Annotated in this window: 15 protein-coding genes; 5 read left to right on the top strand and 10 right to left on the bottom strand. The window is 31.4% G+C overall.

Annotation, left to right across the window (positions count from 1 at the left end):
- Positions 1-94: 94 nt before the first annotated feature.
- On the bottom strand, positions 95-1,573 hold the full coding sequence (nagE, locus tag Q4528_RS03730) for an N-acetylglucosamine-specific PTS transporter subunit IIBC (protein ID WP_046466810.1): 1,479 nt from the start codon (positions 1,571-1,573) through the stop codon (positions 95-97).
- A gap of 384 nt (positions 1,574-1,957) precedes the next feature.
- On the opposite strand from nagE, the gene Q4528_RS03725 reads away from it, so the two are divergent.
- Positions 1,958-2,281, top strand: a complete 324-nt coding sequence (locus Q4528_RS03725) for a DUF2147 domain-containing protein (RefSeq protein WP_046466811.1) — start codon at positions 1,958-1,960, stop codon at positions 2,279-2,281.
- A 112-nt stretch (positions 2,282-2,393) separates the two neighbouring features.
- On the opposite strand, the gene Q4528_RS03720 is transcribed toward Q4528_RS03725, so the two are convergent.
- Positions 2,394-3,011 carry a lysophospholipid acyltransferase family protein gene (locus tag Q4528_RS03720; RefSeq protein ID WP_017638246.1) on the bottom strand — a complete coding sequence of 206 codons (618 nt, stop codon included), beginning with the start codon at positions 3,009-3,011 and terminating at the stop codon, positions 2,394-2,396.
- Between the two features lie 171 nt (positions 3,012-3,182).
- On the opposite strand from Q4528_RS03720, the gene Q4528_RS03715 reads away from it, so the two are divergent.
- Positions 3,183-4,439 (top strand): S1C family serine protease, encoded by a 1,257-nt coding sequence (locus Q4528_RS03715; protein WP_046466812.1) that lies wholly within the window; start codon positions 3,183-3,185, stop codon positions 4,437-4,439.
- A gap of 24 nt (positions 4,440-4,463) precedes the next feature.
- Here the strand turns inward: Q4528_RS03715 and Q4528_RS03710 are convergent, their stop codons facing one another.
- The 3 genes from Q4528_RS03710 to tyrS form a co-directional block, all read right to left on the bottom strand.
- On the bottom strand, positions 4,464-5,891 hold the full coding sequence (locus tag Q4528_RS03710) for an MDR family MFS transporter (RefSeq protein ID WP_303520583.1): 1,428 nt from the start codon (positions 5,889-5,891) through the stop codon (positions 4,464-4,466).
- A 134-nt stretch (positions 5,892-6,025) separates the two neighbouring features.
- A complete protein-coding gene (locus tag Q4528_RS03705; RefSeq protein WP_017638249.1) occupies positions 6,026-6,490 on the bottom strand; it encodes a MarR family transcriptional regulator in 465 nt (154 codons plus the stop codon).
- A 61-nt stretch (positions 6,491-6,551) separates the two neighbouring features.
- Entirely contained in the window at positions 6,552-7,814 is a 1,263-nt protein-coding gene (tyrS, locus tag Q4528_RS03700) for a tyrosine--tRNA ligase (RefSeq protein ID WP_046466814.1), read from the bottom strand.
- Between the two features lie 576 nt (positions 7,815-8,390).
- Between tyrS and Q4528_RS03695 the strand changes: the two genes are divergently transcribed.
- Positions 8,391-9,302, top strand: coding sequence for a transglycosylase domain-containing protein (locus Q4528_RS03695; protein WP_046466815.1), 912 nt, complete (start codon positions 8,391-8,393; stop codon positions 9,300-9,302).
- 52 nt (positions 9,303-9,354) lie between these two features.
- Here the strand turns inward: Q4528_RS03695 and Q4528_RS03690 are convergent, their stop codons facing one another.
- Together Q4528_RS03690 and acsA are read right to left on the bottom strand one after the other, a co-directional pair.
- Entirely contained in the window at positions 9,355-11,022 is a 1,668-nt protein-coding gene (locus Q4528_RS03690) for a formate--tetrahydrofolate ligase (protein WP_029055653.1), read from the bottom strand.
- Between the two features lie 259 nt (positions 11,023-11,281).
- Positions 11,282-12,991, bottom strand: a complete 1,710-nt coding sequence (acsA, locus tag Q4528_RS03685; protein WP_046466816.1) for an acetate--CoA ligase — start codon at positions 12,989-12,991, stop codon at positions 11,282-11,284.
- 171 nt (positions 12,992-13,162) lie between these two features.
- Here acsA and Q4528_RS03680 point away from each other — a divergent pair, with 171 nt between their 5' ends.
- Together Q4528_RS03680 and Q4528_RS03675 are read left to right on the top strand one after the other, a co-directional pair.
- Entirely contained in the window at positions 13,163-13,795 is a 633-nt protein-coding gene (locus Q4528_RS03680; protein WP_046466817.1) for a GNAT family N-acetyltransferase, read from the top strand.
- A gap of 21 nt (positions 13,796-13,816) precedes the next feature.
- Positions 13,817-14,980, top strand: coding sequence for an acetoin utilization protein AcuC (locus Q4528_RS03675; protein ID WP_303520578.1), 1,164 nt, complete (start codon positions 13,817-13,819; stop codon positions 14,978-14,980).
- Between the two features lie 69 nt (positions 14,981-15,049).
- On the opposite strand, the gene ccpA is transcribed toward Q4528_RS03675, so the two are convergent.
- The 3 genes from ccpA to Q4528_RS03660 form a co-directional block, all read right to left on the bottom strand.
- Positions 15,050-16,039, bottom strand: a complete 990-nt coding sequence (gene ccpA, locus Q4528_RS03670) for a catabolite control protein A (RefSeq protein ID WP_017638256.1) — start codon at positions 16,037-16,039, stop codon at positions 15,050-15,052.
- A gap of 280 nt (positions 16,040-16,319) precedes the next feature.
- Positions 16,320-17,411, bottom strand: a complete 1,092-nt coding sequence (locus Q4528_RS03665; RefSeq protein ID WP_046466819.1) for a bifunctional 3-deoxy-7-phosphoheptulonate synthase/chorismate mutase — start codon at positions 17,409-17,411, stop codon at positions 16,320-16,322.
- A 345-nt stretch (positions 17,412-17,756) separates the two neighbouring features.
- On the bottom strand, positions 17,757-18,935 hold a 1,179-nt coding region (locus Q4528_RS03660), incomplete at its 5' end, for a smooth muscle caldesmon (RefSeq protein WP_303520573.1).

Here is an 18,935-nt window from a genome sequence, read left to right as displayed (position 1 = left end):
ATCTTACTCCCTTTCAGAAAATTCTGATACTATATAATATACATGGTGAAAATAAATAGAGCAAATTCAAAAATGAATTTGCTCTACTTTAATATTATTGTTCCATTTGTTTTTCAATTTCATCTGCTACTTGTTGAACATGTGTACCTATAATCACTTGCGTAGAATGTTGACCACTTTTAGTTACACCAACAGCTCCAGCGTTCTTGATTTTTTGTTCATCAATGTTTGAGTTGTCTTTAAGTTCGAGTCTTAGTCTTGTTGCGCAATTAGTTAAGGTAGTAATATTTTGGCTACCACCTAAACCTTCCAGTATTTGTGAAGCTGACTTAGTATATTTACTTGTTTTAGTTGGTTTACCATTATCATTTTCTTTTTCAATAGCATCTTCGTCTGTTGGATCAGCTAATTCATTATCTCCACGACCAATAGTATTTAAGTTAAATACTTGAATAACAAATCTAAAGATGACGTAGTATAAGATAAAGAATACAACACCTTGTACTAGTAACATGAGTGGATGATTAGATACTGGATTAATTAATGATAATAGATAATCTATAAGACCAGCGCTAAATGAGAATCCTGCTGTCCAATGGAAAAGTGCTGCAATAAATAGTGATAGACCTGTTAAGAAAGCATGAATAACATATAATACAGGTGCTACAAACATAAACGCAAATTCAATAGGTTCAGTGACACCAACGAAGAATGCAGCAATAGCACTTCCTAAAAACCAGCCATAAACTTGCTTTTGTTGTGAAGTTTTAGCAGTATGATACATCGCTAATGCCGCTGCTGGCATACCAAACATCATAATTGGGAAGAAACCAGCTTGATATCGACCTGTTATACCATGAACAGCATCTTTACCAGTTTGGAATTTACCGATATCATTAATGCCAATTGTATCAAACCAAAATACAGTGTTTAATGCATGATGTAGACCAGTTGGAATTAATAAACGGTTAGCGACACCATATATAAAGGCTCCAAATGGCCCCATACCTACAATCCATGTTCCAAATGTCATGATTGCACCATATACAACTGGCCAAACAAATAATAATATAATTGCTAAGAAAGTACAGAAAAAGGCTGTTAGTATTGGAACTAAACGTTTCCCACTAAAGAACGATAATGCAACTGGTAATTCAGTGTCACTAAATTTATTATAGGTATATGCTGCAATTAAACCAATAATAATACCTACAAAAACATTAGCATTATCCATTTTTTCAAATGATAAATCTATGGAACTTTGTTTCATATGTAAAATAGGTGCTAAATTTTTAGGTGATAGTACTTGTGTAACAACAAAGAAACCTAATGCTGCGGCAAGTGCAACGGCACCATCATTTTTCTTAGCCATACCAATTGCTACACCTATCGCAAATAGTATTCCCAATTGTCCTAAAATAGTTGTACCCACTGCTACAAAAAATAGAGCTACTTGAGGTAAAACATGTAATGCATTAAGTGCGTTACCAATCCCTACTATAATCGCTGCAGCAGGTAAGACAGCAACAGGAAGCATTAATGAACGACCTAAGTTCTGAAAAAATTTATACATTCAATTCTCCCCTTTTCGATTGAATTACAACAATTATGTATTTGATATCCAAAACTATATAATTCAATGTTATTTATAGTTAATATTTAATGAAAGCGTTCTTAAATGCCGTCACATCAATTATTATCCTTAAATATTGTATCAGAATAAGAAGATAATTAAAATTGCTAATACGCTCTAATTATGAACTTTTCAAGATATTTAATTAGTGATTTTTTGAAATCTTTCATTTTAATTCGAAAAAAAGATATTAAATACATCTATAAATAGCTTAATATTTAACTTTATATTAATTCATTTAAAATAAATTATACAAAATGTATTATACACAACTTTTTGTTTGTTTGATAAAATAAAGTCAATATTTAAGGAGGATGGTGCAACGTGAAAAAGTTTTTAGTTTTAATTTCAATTTTAAGTATATTATTAGTAGCATGTTCTAGTAGCCCTACTAAACAAGCTGAAGGAAAATGGCAAAATAGTGATGGAGACATCATTACGATTAAAGGTGAATCACTCAAAGTCACTAGTGGTGGTATGTCACTTGAAGGGTCTATTAAAGATGATAAAGAACATAAACATTTAGCTAAGATTAATCTAAGTGGTGAAACAGGCTATTTAAAAGTAGGAAAGAAAGCAATCTATGCCTTAGATTCACCTAATGACAAACCAGACAGTGAAGATAAATTCGAGAAAATTAAACAATAAGTTTAGTTTTACAATTGTTAGTACTTATTTATTTTATTAATATCACTGAAAATTAAAAGGTTGGATAATGATTTATTCGTACTTGAATCATTATCCAACCTTTATTGTTTTACTATAAATTTTTAGCTATTTCATTTAATTCTTTTTGAAGCGCAGTTGTTCTACGTTCAATTTCTTTAGTTAAATATTCTACTTTTTCATTTCTCTTTAACTCTTTAGGAATATCACTTGTATCAATTGGCTCTCCAAATTTAAGTAAAGCTTGCCCAGTCACTAATCCATGTAATGCTTTAGGTCCTACATATGCAGCTGGTAAAATAGGTGCTTTACCTAACATAGCTATTGTAGCTGCACCTCTTTTTAATGGTGCACCTTCCATTGATGTTCTATGACCTGTTGGGAATATGCCTACAGTTTTATTTTCTTTTAGTAATTTAATTGGTCGTTTCAATGTACTTGGACCTGGGTTTTCTCTATCAACAGGAAACGCATTTAATGAGCTCAGGAATTTCCCGCCCCATTTATTACTAAATAATTCTTTCTTAGCCATATAGTTAATTTGATTTGGATAAATTGCCATACCTAACATTATAACCTCGTTATAACTTTCATGTGTACAAGTCACAACATAATTATTGTCTTTGGGAATGTTTTCTTTACCAATAACAAATAGTGATTTGCCTAATTTAACTAAAATAAAATATAAAATACTACTTATCACTTTATACATCGTTACACCTACTTATATAGTTTTCTATTTAACATATAGATTTTATCATTTACCTGCAATATGAACAAGATAACTTCTAAATAAGTCTAAAGTCTGATAGCAGAAGACTAGCGTTTTTGTGAAAAAAATTACATAATTAAGAGTAGAGATTATTAAAATTGGAGGTCAAATATGTCAGATTATACACAATCGAATCAATCTTATGATTCTCAACAACAACCATCTCGATATAATAAACCTAAGTTTCCGTGGTTTAAAACCATTTTAGTTGCATTAATTGCAGGTATTATTGGTGCCTTACTCGTTCTTGGAATTGGTAAGATACTTAATCAAACTGTATTAAATCATGATGGTGCAACGGTTAATGAAGCGTCAAATAGTAAAGGCGGTAATCAATTAGATGGAAAAAGTGATAAATATGATTCTGTCCATGAGATGATTAAAGATGTTTCTCCAGCTATTGTTGGAGTTATTAATATGCAAAAATCAAATAACCTTGATGATTTATTAAAAGGAAAAACTTCTAAACCAGAAGAAGCTGGTATAGGTTCAGGTGTTATTTATCAAATTAGTGACGGTTCTGCTTATATCGTAACAAATAACCATGTTATTGATGGTGCATCTGAGATAAAAGTACAATTACACAATTCAAAACAAGTTAAAGCTAAACTTGTCGGCAAAGATGCTGTTACAGACATTGCTGTATTAAAAATAGATAATACTAAAGGTATCAAATCAATCGATTTTGCAAATTCATCAAAAGTTCAAACAGGAGATAGCGTGTTTGCAATGGGTAACCCACTCGGTTTAGAATTTGCAAATTCAGTCACATCTGGTATTATTTCTGCAAATGAACGCACAATTGATGCTAATACGACTGGTGGCAATACAAAAGTAAATGTACTTCAAACTGATGCAGCGATCAACCCAGGTAATTCTGGTGGTGCACTTGTAGATATTAATGGTAATTTAGTTGGTATCAACTCAATGAAAATTGCATCTGAACAAGTCGAAGGAATTGGATTTGCTATTCCTAGTAATGAAGTAAAAGTTACAATTGAGCAATTAGTTAAGCATGGGAAAATCGAACGTCCATCTATTGGTATAGGATTAATCAATTTACAAGATATCCCTGAATCATACAGAAAAGAAATGAATACCGATAGTCAATCTGGTGTTTATGTTGCTAAAGTGAGTCATGATAGTAACCTTAAAAAAGGTGATATTATAACAAAAGTTGATAGTAAAACTGTTAAAGAAGATACTGATCTAAGAACTTATTTATATGAACATAAGAAACCCGGAGAGCATATTAAAATAACAGTTATCCGAGATGGTAAAACTAAAAGTATTGATGTTAAATTAAAAAAACAAACACAAACATCTACACAGTCATCTTCAGAAAGACAAAGTCAATTTGCACAATAATAGTAAAACAAGGTATTGATGAAATTAAGATTCATCAATACCTTGTTTATTTTTGGTTAAAAATAACGCTGGAATTAATATAAATAAAATAGCTATCACAGAAACCACAAATCCTTCATGAAATCCTGTTAATTGCTTACTGATAACATCATGCATAGCAGATTTTGAAATGTTAGAAGCGACTACAGTTGCGATAATGGCTGTTCCAAAACTAGCACCAACATTCTCTATCATATTGATGCCAACACCAGCCTCTGATAATTGTGATTCTGACACACCTTTATATGCATCTGCCATCAATCCAAGATTTATACCACCCACGCTACATCCTCTAATAAATAATATTAGAGATATCCACCAGATAGATGTATGTTGATCTACAAAAGCTAATGGTAAAGTGCCGATAATAGCAATCACAATACTTATCATAATCACGTATTTTGCACCAATTCTATCAATATATTTACCTATATATGGACGTGTGATCAACATCCCTACCCCTTGAGGTATTAATGCTAAAGCTGCTTCGATTGCAGTATAATGTTTAAAAGATTGAAAGAATAACGGCAGTATAACCATTGGTCCCATAATACCTATATTAGCCAAAAGTAATCCTAACATTGAAGCTGAGTAAGTTTTACTTTTAAATAAGTTAATAGGTAATATCGTATTAAATTGATTCCTTAAATTATAAATGACATAACCAACAATAAATATCACACCTACAGTTATACAAAAGACTGCTAAAAGATCCAAAAATGTACCTTTATCTCCTGCTTCGGTGATACCATATATTAAACTTGTACTAATAATTCCTAACATGGCAATTCCTATAGCGTCTAACGATTTATCTTTGTTAAATGGTTTAAAAGATGGTACGTATTTCATCATAAGTGGTACCGAAATAACAGTTACTAATATATTAATAAAAAACATCCATCTCCAAGATGCAAAGTGAATAATAAAACCACCTAACGTAGGTCCTAATATAGGTCCAAAGATCATTGGGGTGCTTACAATAGCCATTACCTTACCTATATGTTCTTGACCTGCAGTCTTAACTAATAAAGTAAACATAAGAGAAGTGATAACACCTGCGCTAAAACCTTGAACAATTCTAAATAGAATAAATACGTTAACAGAATTACTAAGTCCAACCATTAATGAAGTTAAACCGAATAATGACATTGCTATTATAAATACTTTTTTACTATTGAATTGATTCATTAACCAACCAGAGAATGGAATAGCAATAGCTAAAGCTAGAATATATCCTGTAATTCCCCATTGAACAACATCAATACTAGTATGAAATGTTTGGTTTAATTGTTTGATACCAATGTTGATCATCGTTGAATCTAACATTGGAGCGATAGCACCTATAGCAATAGCCCATGCTGCATACATCGTTTCTTTTGGAATTTGTTGACTTTGTGCTTTATATTCTGACATAAGTTGACTCCTTTTTGTTTCTACGTCAACAAATTTACACCTATTTTGTTTCCTTGTCAACAATAAAAATTTGAAAAATAAAAATGAGGCATCAATAATGCCTCATTCTCGAAACTATAACTTTCTAAATTTATTTAAAGTTGTAATTCATTTTTCTTAATTTCATCATCTAAATGGTTATTATATCTTTCAATAAATTGATATATACTATCAAATTCTTCTTGTGATAAATTGTCGAATACCACTCGATCTCTTGCTTCAAACTTAGCATGTAGTTGCTGATGTGTGTTATAAACTTGTTGACCTTTTGGTGTAAGTCGAAAATATATTTCTTTTTTATTACTATCGCTTCGATAACTTTCAATCAACGATTTTGTTTGAAGACGTTTTGTCAATTTACTTATGGCACCTCTTGTCATAAATAATTGTTCAGTTAAACTTTTAACATTAGGGTTTTTTAAGTCATGTATGGCTTCAATACAATGAACTTCACTTGATTTGTATTCTTTTAGCGCTTCTTGCATTTCATCTTTATTTAGCCAAGCAATTTTATTAAACATGTTTCGCAACCCTATCATGATGACTTCTTCTTTATTCAAGTTTTAACCTCCCACACACCAATTTAGATCTTTAGGTAATTGATTCAAGATCTTAAATAAGTTATTTGTAATTAACCATAAAGTATTTCTTTTTACCTCTACGAATAATAGTAAATTCGTCTTCGATTTTGTCTTGATCTGAAAGTTCATAATTTACATCTTGTTGACGTTCACCATTAATATAAATTGCGCCATTATTAACATCTTCACGCGCTTGACGTTTTGAAGTAGCAATTCCTGTTTCAATTAATGCTTCAATAATATTTGTAGTTTCTTTAGATAATTCAACTTGAGGTACATCTTTGAAACCTTCTTTTAATTCTTTAGCTGATAATGATTTTAAATCTCCACTAAATAATGCTTGTGAAATTCTAATGGCATCGTTTAAAGCAGCCTCACCATGGATAAAACGAGTTACATTTTCAGCTAATGCTTTTTGTGCTTCACGTTTATGTGGTGCTTCCTCTTTTGATTGTTCTAATTGATCAATCTCTTCTTTACTTAAGAAAGTAAAGTATTTTAAGAATTTTATTACATCTTCATCTGATTGGTTTATCCAAAATTGATAAAACTCGTATGGGCTTGTCTTTTCTGCATCTAACCAAACAGCACCAGATTCTGATTTACCAAATTTCTTACCATCAGATTTAGTTACTAGTGGAATAGTTAAACCATATGCTTCAGTTTGTCCATACATACGTCTCATTAATTCGATACCACTTGTAATATTACCCCATTGATCTGAACCACCTACTTGGATTTTACAATTTAATTCACGGTTCAAATGACCAAAGTCAATTGCTTGTAAAATAGTATATGTGAACTCTGTATAAGAAATACCATGTTCTAATCTTATTTGAATAGAATCTTTTCCTAGCATATAGTTAACACCGACATGTTTACCATAATCACGTAAAAAGCTAATTAACGAGATTTGACCCAACCAATCTTTATTGTTAACTAAAGTTGCACCTTTATCTGTACCGAACTCAAATAGTTTATGCATTTGTTGACTAATACCTTGTACATTAGCTTCTACTTGTTCTTCGGTTTGTAATACACGTTCTTCTGATTTACCAGATGGATCACCAATCATACCTGTACCGCCACCGATTAATACAATCGGACGATGACCATGTTCTTGGAAACGTCTTAAAGTTAGAAATGGAAGCAAATGACCAATGTGTAAACTATCTGCTGTTGGGTCTGCACCACAATATAAAGCTACTTGTTCTTTATTTAATAATTCTTCAATTCCCGCTTCATCAGTTTGTTGATATATAAGTCCACGCCATTTTAAATCTTCAATTAATGCATTTGACATTATTCAATTCCTCCTAAAAATATTCTTTTATTATCATAAGTTTAGATGTAAGTGTGATTGAAAGATAAGCCTTTTAAGTTTAAATAGTTCATATCATATTTTACTGAATATCTAAATATCAATAACTTTCAAAGTTACTATAATCAAAAGTGTATTAGATATACAATTAAACAAAAAAATGCCCCTACATCTCATCAATGTAAGGGCGCATTTGCACGGTACCACCATACTTAAATTTAGGCTTCATAAGTGAATCATCCACAATTCTAAAACTAATTCATTTGTTATAATACTCAAACGTTTAGTTATCTAAGTGTCCAAAATTGTTGGATATTCTTTAACCTAATATCTCTCTTAATGATACGTTCATTAATCAAACGTCAGACTTGTAATAAAAAGGTGTATTCACAAAATAGAAAATATTAGTTCACAGCAACCACTAACTCTCTGAAATTCTCTACAAAGCTACTTGTCCTTCATCTGAAACCTATGTATTTGAATCTAATTATAGTTAACATTATTTTAAAAGTCAACTTACCGAGTATGATATAATAAGCTAAAATAAGGAGGTTTGCTATGGATAATATGAAACAACATCGGCAACATGATAATTTGTTTCGATTTGAAAAATTATATAAACGAATTAAACACATCATTGTTTCAGTTTTTATAATCGGTGTAGTGTTTACACTTATTATCTTATTAGCTGCCCTAGTTTATTTTCACCAACTAACTAAAGAAGCATCATCAATAAGTGATAATGCATTAAAACATAAAGTCATTCACTTTGCTGGAGATGATTTAATTAATTATAAAAACAAGGACATCTTATATGAATATGATCATTCACTTAATCCATTAATAGTAGGCCCTAAACATGTGAATCCAGATGTTATTAAAGCGTTAACGTCTTCAGAAGATACTTTATTTTTCCAGCATAACGGCATTCTTCCAAAAGCCATTTTAAGAGCAATGTTTCAAGATTTATCTCAGAAAGAACATAGTTCTGGTGGCAGCACCATTACACAACAATTAGTTAAAAATCAAGTGTTAACTAATGAAAAAACATATAGTCGTAAGGCTAATGAAATTATACTAGCTCAACGACTTGAAGATATATTAAGCAAAAAGGAAATTATCTACACCTATTTAAATATTGTTCCATTTGGACGAGATTATAACGGTGCTAATATCACTGGTATTTCATCTGCATCTTATAGTTTATTCGGTGTTTCAGCGGAACATTTAAATATCGCTCAATCCGCTTATCTTATTGGGTTATTACAAAGTCCATATGGTTATACACCCTATGACGAAAATGGTAACTTAAAACCTGCAAATGAAATTGAATATAGCATACAAAGACAACATTATGTTCTAAAACGTATGCTAGTAGAAGAAAAAATTACAAAGACAGAATATCAAAAAGCAAAACAATATAATATTAAAACTCATTTATTAACTAAACCTAAAAAATCATCAAATTAAAAATAACCCCTTGATAATATTCAATAAATTATCAAGGGGTTAACTATATATTTTAGAATAATCCTATTGCATGTCCATCATCAGTTACGTCCATGTTTAATGCAGCAGGTTTTTTAGGTAAACCTGGCATTGTCATAATTGCACCTGTCAATGCAACGATAAATCCTGCACCAGTTTTAGCTTCTAATTCACGGATTGTGATTTCGAAATCACTTGGTGCTCCTAATGCTGTTTGATCATCACTAAATGAGTATTGTGTTTTAGCCATACAAATTGGGTAATGATCCCAACCATTATCTTTAAATTGTTTTAATTGTTTTTGAGCTTTACTAGTGAATGTTACTTTTGAACCGCCATAAATTTCTTTAACAATTGTCTCAATTTTATCTTCTAGTGGTTGTTCTAATTCATAAAGTGGTTTGAAATTTTGTGGTTGATCTAGAACTTCTAGAACTTCATTAGCGAGGTCAACTCCGCCTTTGCCACCTTTTTCCCAAACTTCAGTTAGAGCAATTCTTACGCCATTTTCTTTTGCCCATGATTTAACAAATTCTACTTCAGCATCTGTATCATGAATGAATGCATTAATTGCAATAATTGGTTCTACACCAAATTTTTTAATATTATTAACGTGTCGTTCTAAGTTAACAATACCAGCTTTAACTGCATCTACATTTTCTTCTTTCAAGTTATCCTTAGTGACTCCGCCATGCATTTTTAAAGCACGAACTGTTGCCACTAAGACGACAGCTGAAGGTTCGAAACCAGCTTCACGGGCTTTGATATCCATAAATTTCTCAGCACCTAAATCTGAACCAAAGCCTGCTTCTGTGACAACAATATCAGCTAAGTCTCTCGCTGTTTCTGTAGCTAAAATAGAATTACAACCATGTGCAATGTTAGCGAATGGGCCACCATGAACTAATGCAGGTGTACCTTCAATTGTCTGTACTAAGTTAGGTTTAATTGCATCTTTTAAAATCATAGCTAATGCGCCTTCAACTTTTAAATCTGCAACGGTAACTGGTTTACGATCGCGTGTATATCCAATTGTTATTTTACTTATTTTTTCTCTTAAATCTTTAATATTACGACTTAAACATAAAATAGCCATAATTTCTGAGGCAACAGTAATATTAAATCCATCTTCACGTGGCACACCGTTAGTTGGACCACCTAAACCAACGTTTACATGACGTAGTGCACGATCATTCATGTCTAGAACACGTTTCCATTCAATTCTACGTTGATCTATGCCTAAGTCATTACCTTGGTGTATATGGTTATCTATGAAAGCAGATAAAGCATTATTTGCAGTAGTAATAGCATGGAAATCACCATTAAAATGTAAGTTAATATCTTCCATTGGTAATACTTGTGCATAACCGCCGCCTGTTGCGCCACCTTTAATACCAAAAGTAGGTCCTAAAGCAGGTTCACGTAAAGCTACCATGACACTTTTCTTTAGTTCATGGAAAGCATCTGATAATCCTACTGTTACTGTTGATTTACCCTCTCCAGCTGGAGTTGGACTCATAGCAGTTACTAATACTACCTTACCTTTATTGTCTTTAGGTTTAATTTGGTTTATATCAATTTTAGCTTTATAATGTCCATATTGTTCTAAAGCTTCATCTGAAATTCCTGCCTCATTAGCAATTTCACTAATAGGTCTTAATTTTGATTGGTTTGCAATTTCTAAATCTGATAAATGTGCCAACTTATTTCAACCCCTTATAAATATTTATAAAATTATAAAAATAAGTGTAAGAATCAGTTATGTACATGATTCAGTTGCTCTTACATCTTTAATAATAACCGACTTATTTATTGATGTCGAATATTTGATAGCGTTTTCAAAAATACCATTAAATTCTACACATAAAAAGGACCTAAAAATAATTAGGTCCTTTTCGCTACTTATTGACGTTAATGTATGAAAATAGAGTTTTGTAAATTCATTTTTCAAATGTCAATTTTTAATCTTCCATTGTACTTAAGTCACCAGCATCTAAATCTAATTCCCAAGCTTTTAATACACGTCTCATAATTTTACCTGAACGAGTTTTAGGTAGTTTATCTTTAAACTCAATTTCTCGAGGTGCAGAGTGTGCAGACAGTCCTTCTTTTACAAATTGGCGAATATCATTTTTTAATTCATCAGTTGGTTCATAACCTTGTCTCAGTGCTACGAATGCTTTAATAATTTCACCACGTACAGGATCTGGTTTACCGATGACACCTGCTTCAGCCACTGCTTCATGTTCTACTAACTTAGATTCAACTTCAAATGGGCCTACACGTTCACCAGCAGTCATAATCACATCATCTACACGTCCTTGGAACCAATAATACCCGTCTTCATCTTTATATGCAGAATCCCCTGAAACGTACCAATCTCCGATAAAGTAAGAATCATATTTTTCTGGATTTTTCCAGATAGAATGCATCATAGATGGCCATCCTTTTTTGATTGCTAAGTTACCCATTCTATTAGGTGGCAATTCTTTACCTTCATCATCTACTATAGCTGCTTCGATGCCAGGTAATGGTTTACCCATTGAACCTAATTTAATGTCCATGGCAGGATAGTTAACAATCATATGTCCACCAGTTTCAGTCATCCACCAAGTATCTAAGACACGTTTATGGAAAACGTCTTTAGACCATTTGATAACTTCTGGATTGAGTGGTTCACCAACAGACAAGATTGAACGTAATGATGACAAATCATATTTTTCTACAATATCGTCACCAGCACTCATTAACATACGTAAAGCCGTTGGTGCAGTGTACCAAATTGTTACTTTAAAGTCTTGAATCATTTTGTACCATTGTTCTGGAGAGAATCGACCACCAACAATACAGTTTGTAACACCATTTAACCATGGAGCAAAGACACCATATGACGTTCCAGTTACCCATCCTGGATCAGCTGTACACCAATAAACATCATCTTCTTGTAAATCTAATACATATTTTCCAGAAATATAGTGAACTAACATTGCTTTTTGAACATGTAGCACACCTTTAGGTTGACCGGTAGAGCCAGATGTATAATGTAAAATTAAGCCATCGTCTTCACTTAACCATTCAATATCAAACTCATCACTAGCTTTTTTAAATTCAGTATTAAAGTCAACATATGCCTCATCCACATCGTCATCTACTACAACAATTGTTTCCAAGTTAGGTAATTTATCTTTTGGAATTCGTGGTAATAATGCTTTATTTGTAACAATGACTTTAGCATCACTATTTTCAAGTCTGTCTGCCACAGCTTTTTCCATAAATGCTTCAAATAGTGGTCCAACAATTGCACCAATTTTTAAAATACCTAAGAAAGCGAAATACAATTCTGGTGTTCTTGACATGAAAATAAATACTCTATCCCCTTTTTGAACATTAGCTTTATTTTTTAAAACATTGGCTGCTTTATTTGAGTATTTTTTCATCTCTTCAAATGTGTATGATTCATGACGACGTTCGTCTTTATAGTTTAATGCTATCTTTTCTCCCTTACCCTCATCAACATGTCTATCTATACATTCATACGCCATGTTGATTTTTCCTGTCTTATTCCAAGAGAATGCCTTTTCAACATCTTTCCAATCAAAGTTATTATACGTTTGTTCATAATCTTGCAAATTATAATTTCCAGGTTCACTTTTATATACTTCAACTTTCATAAGAAAATCCCCCTTCGATTTATGAAATCGCTTTCTTTATAGTGAATTATACATATAATTGTCACATTATTCAAAACATTTAATTATAATTGACATCATTTTTGTCATCTTACATCAAGAAAAGTATAATAAGTATAAAGAACAAGGAGGTTTTAATTAGGAGGTGAAGATATGCAACATATAAAATCTTATATTAAAGAGAATATATACTTAGAAGATCAGCATTTTATAATAGAAGGCCCTGTTTCATATTCTTTTTTGAAAACGCTTACTTTCGACGATGGATTAAATGCATTTAGATCCTACAATGAACAATTTGAAGCTTTATTAGAAATTACTACGTTACCTGAAGGTAGAGTTTATATTATTCGGAGAGACCAACATATTATAGGTTATGTTACGTATCATTATCCAGATGAATTAGAAAGATGGTCTACTGGCCAACTCCCCTATTTAATTGAGCTTGGTGCAATCGAGTTAAGCAAAGGTTACCGTCATTTACATTTAGGTGGGAGATTAATTCAAATCAGTTTATCAGCTGATGAATTTGAAGATTATATTGTCTTAACAACTGAATATTATTGGCATTGGGACTTAAAACATGCCCAACTAGATGTATTTGAATATAAACGGTTAATGCAAAAATTAATGCAAAAAGGCGGTTTAGAAGTCTTTGCTACAGATGATCCAGAAATTACAAGTCATCCAGCAAATTGTTTAATGGCTAGAATTGGTAAAAGAATTAGTTTAGATCAACAACATGCTTTCGACGATATTAGATTTCAAAACCGCTTCTTTTATTAGCAGATTGAAAGGAATGAGCTTATGAGTAATAAAAATAAAACAGGTTATGTATACTCAGATGATATTTTAAAATATAGATTTAATAATGAGCATCCTTTTAATCAAATGCGTTTAAAATTAACAACTGAACTTTTAATAGATGCACAGTTTTTATCTAATGAAAATATTTTAACACCTCGAATTGCTACAGAAGATGAACTCGCTTTGATACATCGTTATGATTATATACAAGCGATTAAACATGCATCACATGGCATCTTAAGTTCTGAAGAAGCTAAAAAATATGGTTTTAATGATGATACAGTTCCATTTAGACATATGCATCGTCATTGTTCTCGTATTGTAGGTGGTGCTTTAAACTTAGCAGATAAGATTATGGACGGTACTTATACAAATGGTTGTCATTTAGGTGGTGGCTTGCATCATGCTTTACCAGGTCGTGCAAATGGCTTTTGTATTTATAATGATGTAGCTATAACTGCTCAATATTTAGTTAATCATTATAATCAAAGAGTAATGATTATTGATACAGACGCACATCATGGAGATGGTACTCAGTGGAGTTTTTATACGAGCAATGATGTATTAACCTATTCTATCCATGAAACTGGTAAGTTTTTATTTCCTGGTTCTGGACATTATACTGAACGTGGTGAAGATATCGGTTATGGTTATTCAGTCAATGTACCATTAGAACCTTATACAGAAGATGAATCATTCTTGCGCTCATTTAAATCTACAGTTGAACCTGTCATTGTAGCATTTAAACCTGATATCATTTTAAGCGTCAATGGAGTGGATATTCATTACAGAGATCCGCTAACACATATAAGTTGTACTTTAAATTCTTTATATCAACTACCTTATATAATTAAAGCACTTACTGAAAAATATACTCATAATAAAATAATTATGTTTGGTGGCGGAGGTTATAATTTATGGAGAGTTGTGCCTCGTGCCTGGAGTCATTTATATTTAAGTTTAATTAATGAGCCTATTCAAAAAGGTTATTTACCATTAACTTGGATTAATAAATGGAAACATTATAGCTCAGTGACACTTCCAAAAAGATGGGAAGACCGTTTGAATGATTATACGTATATACCTAGAACTGATGAAATTTCAGAAAAAAATGCACGTGTAGCAGATTTAATAGCAAGTTGGTATGATTTTACATCCAAATAATTTCACCCCATAAATTAGTTATCAGTCTAATTTATGGGGTGTTTATTACATAGTACGTATATTATTTAATTATTTTGTCGTACCACGATATTCAATTCTATGAGGTAAAATCACATTAGGTTCTTCAATTTCCTCTTCATTCATATACTTAGTTAATAATCTCATTCCAACAGCACCAATATCATATAATGGTTGTATTACACTTGAAAGTTGTGGTCTAACCATTTCTACTAAACGCGTATTATTAAAACTAACGATTTGTAAATCTTCAGGAACTTTTATACCTGAATCTAATGCGCCGTGTAACACACCGATCGCTTGTTCATCACTGATTGATAATACAGCATCAGGTAAGTTATCTTTCATTTCATCAAAAACTTTCATGCCTTCTTTGTAACTTTCAGCCCCTGTTAAATGAAGCGCATCTTCTAATATTAGATTATTATCAGATAGCACTGTATTTAAACCATCTAAAACATCTTCTTGGGCTTTCTTAGAATAATCACCACCAACTAATGCAAATTTCTTAGCACCTTGGTCAATTAAATGTTGTGTTACTTCTTGAGCAGCTTTTTCAAAATCAATGTTAACAGAAGCAACATGATCATCTTTACCATTCGTACCTGATACAACGACTGGTACTGATGATTGGTTGATTAATTCTTTGATTTCTTCTGAAATTGTACCTCCTAAGAATATAATACCATCTACTTGTTTACTTAAAAGATTGTTAAAAATTTCTTTTTCTTTTTCAGGATCATTATCTGAATTTGAAATGATTGAATGATATTTATACATTGTAGCAATATCTTCTAAACCACGTGCAAGTTGTGAATAATAAACATTTGAAATATCAGGAATAATCACACCTACTGTCGTAGTACGTTTACTAGCAAGCCCACGTGCAACTGCATTTGGACGATAGTTTAATTTTTTAATTACTTCATTCACTTTATTTCGAGTTTCAGGCTTTACGTTTTGGTTACCATTAACAACACGAGAAACAGTTGCCATCGACACTCTGGCTTCTCTTGCCACATCATAAATTGTTACTGTCATAATTTCCTCCTTGCAAGCGTTTTATACGCTATTATACCGTGTTTTCATATTATTTTCAAAGTTTACCATATTTAAAGATGCAGTGAAATAAATTTGTTTTGTTGTTCACATTTCTGTCAGAAAAATTGTAGATTTAAATTATATTCACTTTAAAACAAAATTTCTAATGATGCATATTAAAAGATATATTTTGTACAAATAAATTAAATTCAAACCAAAAATAGCTACTTCATTACAAAATACCTTTTGTTCAATGAAGTAGCTTTAATTTCATTATCGATTATTTTAATTTCTTTTGGTTATATAAGTCTGCTAGTGGTTTTAATTCATTATAAAATTCATTAAATTCTTTTAAATCCATTTGTTGTCCTGCATCACTTAATGCTACTGAAGGATCTGGATGTACTTCTGCCATAACGCCATCTGCTCCTACAGCAAGTGCAGCTTTTGCAGTCGGTAACATAATGTCTTTTCTACCAGTACTGTGTGTTACATCGACCATCACAGGTAAATGTGTACCTTGTTTTAATATTGGTACAGCAGAAATATCTAATGTGTTTCTAGTTGCTTTTTCATATGTTCTAATTCCACGCTCACATAAGATAATATTTCTATTACCTTGAGATGCGATATATTCTGCAGCATATGTGAATTCTTCAATTGTTGCTGATAATCCACGTTTTAACAGAATTGGTTTATTTGTACGACCAGCCTCTTTTAAAAGTTCAAAGTTTTGCATATTACGTGCACCAATTTGGAAAACATCAAGATATTCATCTGCAACTTCAAAATCATTTGGATTTACGATTTCACTAATGACATTTAAATTATATTTATCTTTAACATTTTTTAAGATTTTAAGACCTTCAACACCTAAACCTTGGAAATCATATGGGGACGTACGTGGTTTAAACGCTCCACCACGTATAAATTTCTCACCTTTTGCTTGTAAATCAGCAGCAACTGTATCTACTTGTTCTTGCGATTCTACTGAACATGGACCAAAAACAAATGATTTATAACCTTCTCCAAATTTACCTCCATTATCAAAATGAACAATTGTATCTTCCGGTTTTAATTTTCTAGATACGTATAAATGTTTTTCATTCTCTGATTTTTGTAAATCTGTAGAGGCTTTAAAAATTTCTTTAAATAATTGTTTAATCACATTATCATTAAACGGACCATTATTCTTATCTAAAAGATCGTTAATCATTTCCTTTTCACGTTGAGGGTCATATACACGTGTACCCTGTTTAATTTTTTCTTCTCCAATTTTTTGAGCTAGTTCACCACGTCGAGATAATAACTCTAAAATCTGATCGTTTAATGAGACAATTTCTTGTCTGTAGCTATCTAATTTATTACCCATAGTCATTCCACCTCTATACTATTAGTTGCACATTATATGTATCACTTTAAAGCGATAAAATAAATGTATTTACGAATCATTCTAACAATTAACATTTTATTGTTCAAGTTATAATTGTCGGAATTGATTAAATTCTCTAAAAATATGATAGTATTATCATATTCCCATTTATGAACACATATTTTAAAAAAGAAAAAGAGCAGAACGTCATACATCCTACTGTAAATGAATGATGGGTTCCACTCTAATATGTTATACATTTAATTTTAACCACTAAAATCAAATACTAACCAATGAGTGCTTATATTAATATCATAATATTAACTTATATTAAATACAAACTAATTAGTCATTAAAAGTACGTTTTTCGATTTTACTAGTTGTTTTTTCTACTTTTTGTTGAGTAGATTTTGTTTTATCTTGTTGTGCTTTATTTTGATTAGATGATTTTGTTGTTTTCTTAGTTGATTTTGTTTGTGCTGTTGTTTGATTACTATTTTTTTTAGTTGATTTTGTTGTTGCTTTAGCTTGACTATTAGATTTTTTAGTTGATTGATTATTATTTTGTCTTGTTACGACACCTTTATCAAACTGTGCTTTACTTTGTTTTTTTGTTGGTTGCTTAGTACTAGATTGTTTAGATGATGATTGTGCTGATTTATTTTTTTGGTTAGATTTTGTTGTTGTTTTAGTAACTAAATTAGGTACTTTAGTCATCGTTGATTTTGCAATTGGTGCTTCTTCAAGTAATGCTTTAGTTAATTGAGATTCTTTAGAACCTTTAGTTAATTTACTTTTTTTAGTTTTAGCTGCACTTGCTAGTCTATTAGCAAATGAACCATCATTATTTTTTGTTGATTGTTCTTCAGTTTTAGTTACTAAATTTGGTGTAGATTGTTTATTATTTTTGGCTACACCCTGTTCTTTTGTTAAAGCTTTAGTATTAGCTGATACATTAGCATCATTATCTAATTTTGTTTTCTTCGTTTTAACTGCACTTGCTAATTTATCTGCATTAGATTGTGTTGATTTGCTAGCTTTTTCTTTTGATGGATCAGATAGTGAAGATTCTTCTTTAATAGCAGATTTTGCCATTACAACTTCTTCAGATGATACGTGTTGATTACTATTTATATGAGATTGTTGTTCCTCATTCTGACTTTCTTCCTTAGCTTCTTGAATTTTACGTGCTTGTGGTGATTGGTCTGCTAAGCTATCTTTATTTGATTCAGCTTGAATTGCATTTTGTTGTGCTGCTAACTCTGTAGCTGATGGCGTTGTACTAGATTGTTGTTCTTTATTTTGCGCTTCTTGTTTGGCTTGTTGTATTTCACGTGCTTGTGGTGACTGATCTGCTAAACTATCTTTATTTGTTTCAGCTTGAATTGCATTTTGTTGTGCTGCTAATTCTGTAGCTGATGGCGTTGCATTAGATTGTTGCTCTTCTTTTTGCGCTTCTTGTTTGGCTTGTTGTATTTCACGTGCTTGTGGTGACTGATCTGCTAAACTATCTTTATTTGTTTC

The sequence above is a fragment of the Staphylococcus pasteuri genome (assembly GCF_030547725.1).
GTDB classification, from domain to species: Bacteria; Bacillota; Bacilli; order Staphylococcales; family Staphylococcaceae; genus Staphylococcus; species Staphylococcus pasteuri.
The sequence above is the reverse complement of the archived record's forward strand: the minus strand, read 5'-3'. Positions and strand labels throughout refer to the sequence as shown.

What these genes read in the sequence shown, in the direction of transcription:
- Q4528_RS03675 (WP_303520578.1), top strand. Translation starts at nt 13,817, where the DNA reads ATGAGTAATAAAAATAAAACAGGTTATGTATACTCAGATGATATTTTA.
- Q4528_RS03710 (WP_303520583.1), bottom strand. Translation starts at nt 5,891, where the DNA reads ATGTCAGAATATAAAGCACAAAGTCAACAAATTCCAAAAGAAACGATG.
- ccpA (WP_017638256.1), bottom strand. Translation starts at nt 16,039, where the DNA reads ATGACAGTAACAATTTATGATGTGGCAAGAGAAGCCAGAGTGTCGATG.
- acsA (WP_046466816.1), bottom strand. Translation starts at nt 12,991, where the DNA reads ATGAAAGTTGAAGTATATAAAAGTGAACCTGGAAATTATAATTTGCAA.
- nagE (WP_046466810.1), bottom strand. Translation starts at nt 1,573, where the DNA reads ATGTATAAATTTTTTCAGAACTTAGGTCGTTCATTAATGCTTCCTGTT.
- Q4528_RS03680 (WP_046466817.1), top strand. Translation starts at nt 13,163, where the DNA reads ATGCAACATATAAAATCTTATATTAAAGAGAATATATACTTAGAAGAT.
- Q4528_RS03715 (WP_046466812.1), top strand. Translation starts at nt 3,183, where the DNA reads ATGTCAGATTATACACAATCGAATCAATCTTATGATTCTCAACAACAA.
- Q4528_RS03720 (WP_017638246.1), bottom strand. Translation starts at nt 3,011, where the DNA reads ATGTATAAAGTGATAAGTAGTATTTTATATTTTATTTTAGTTAAATTA.
- Q4528_RS03665 (WP_046466819.1), bottom strand. Translation starts at nt 17,411, where the DNA reads ATGGGTAATAAATTAGATAGCTACAGACAAGAAATTGTCTCATTAAAC.
- tyrS (WP_046466814.1), bottom strand. Translation starts at nt 7,814, where the DNA reads ATGTCAAATGCATTAATTGAAGATTTAAAATGGCGTGGACTTATATAT.
- Q4528_RS03695 (WP_046466815.1), top strand. Translation starts at nt 8,391, where the DNA reads ATGGATAATATGAAACAACATCGGCAACATGATAATTTGTTTCGATTT.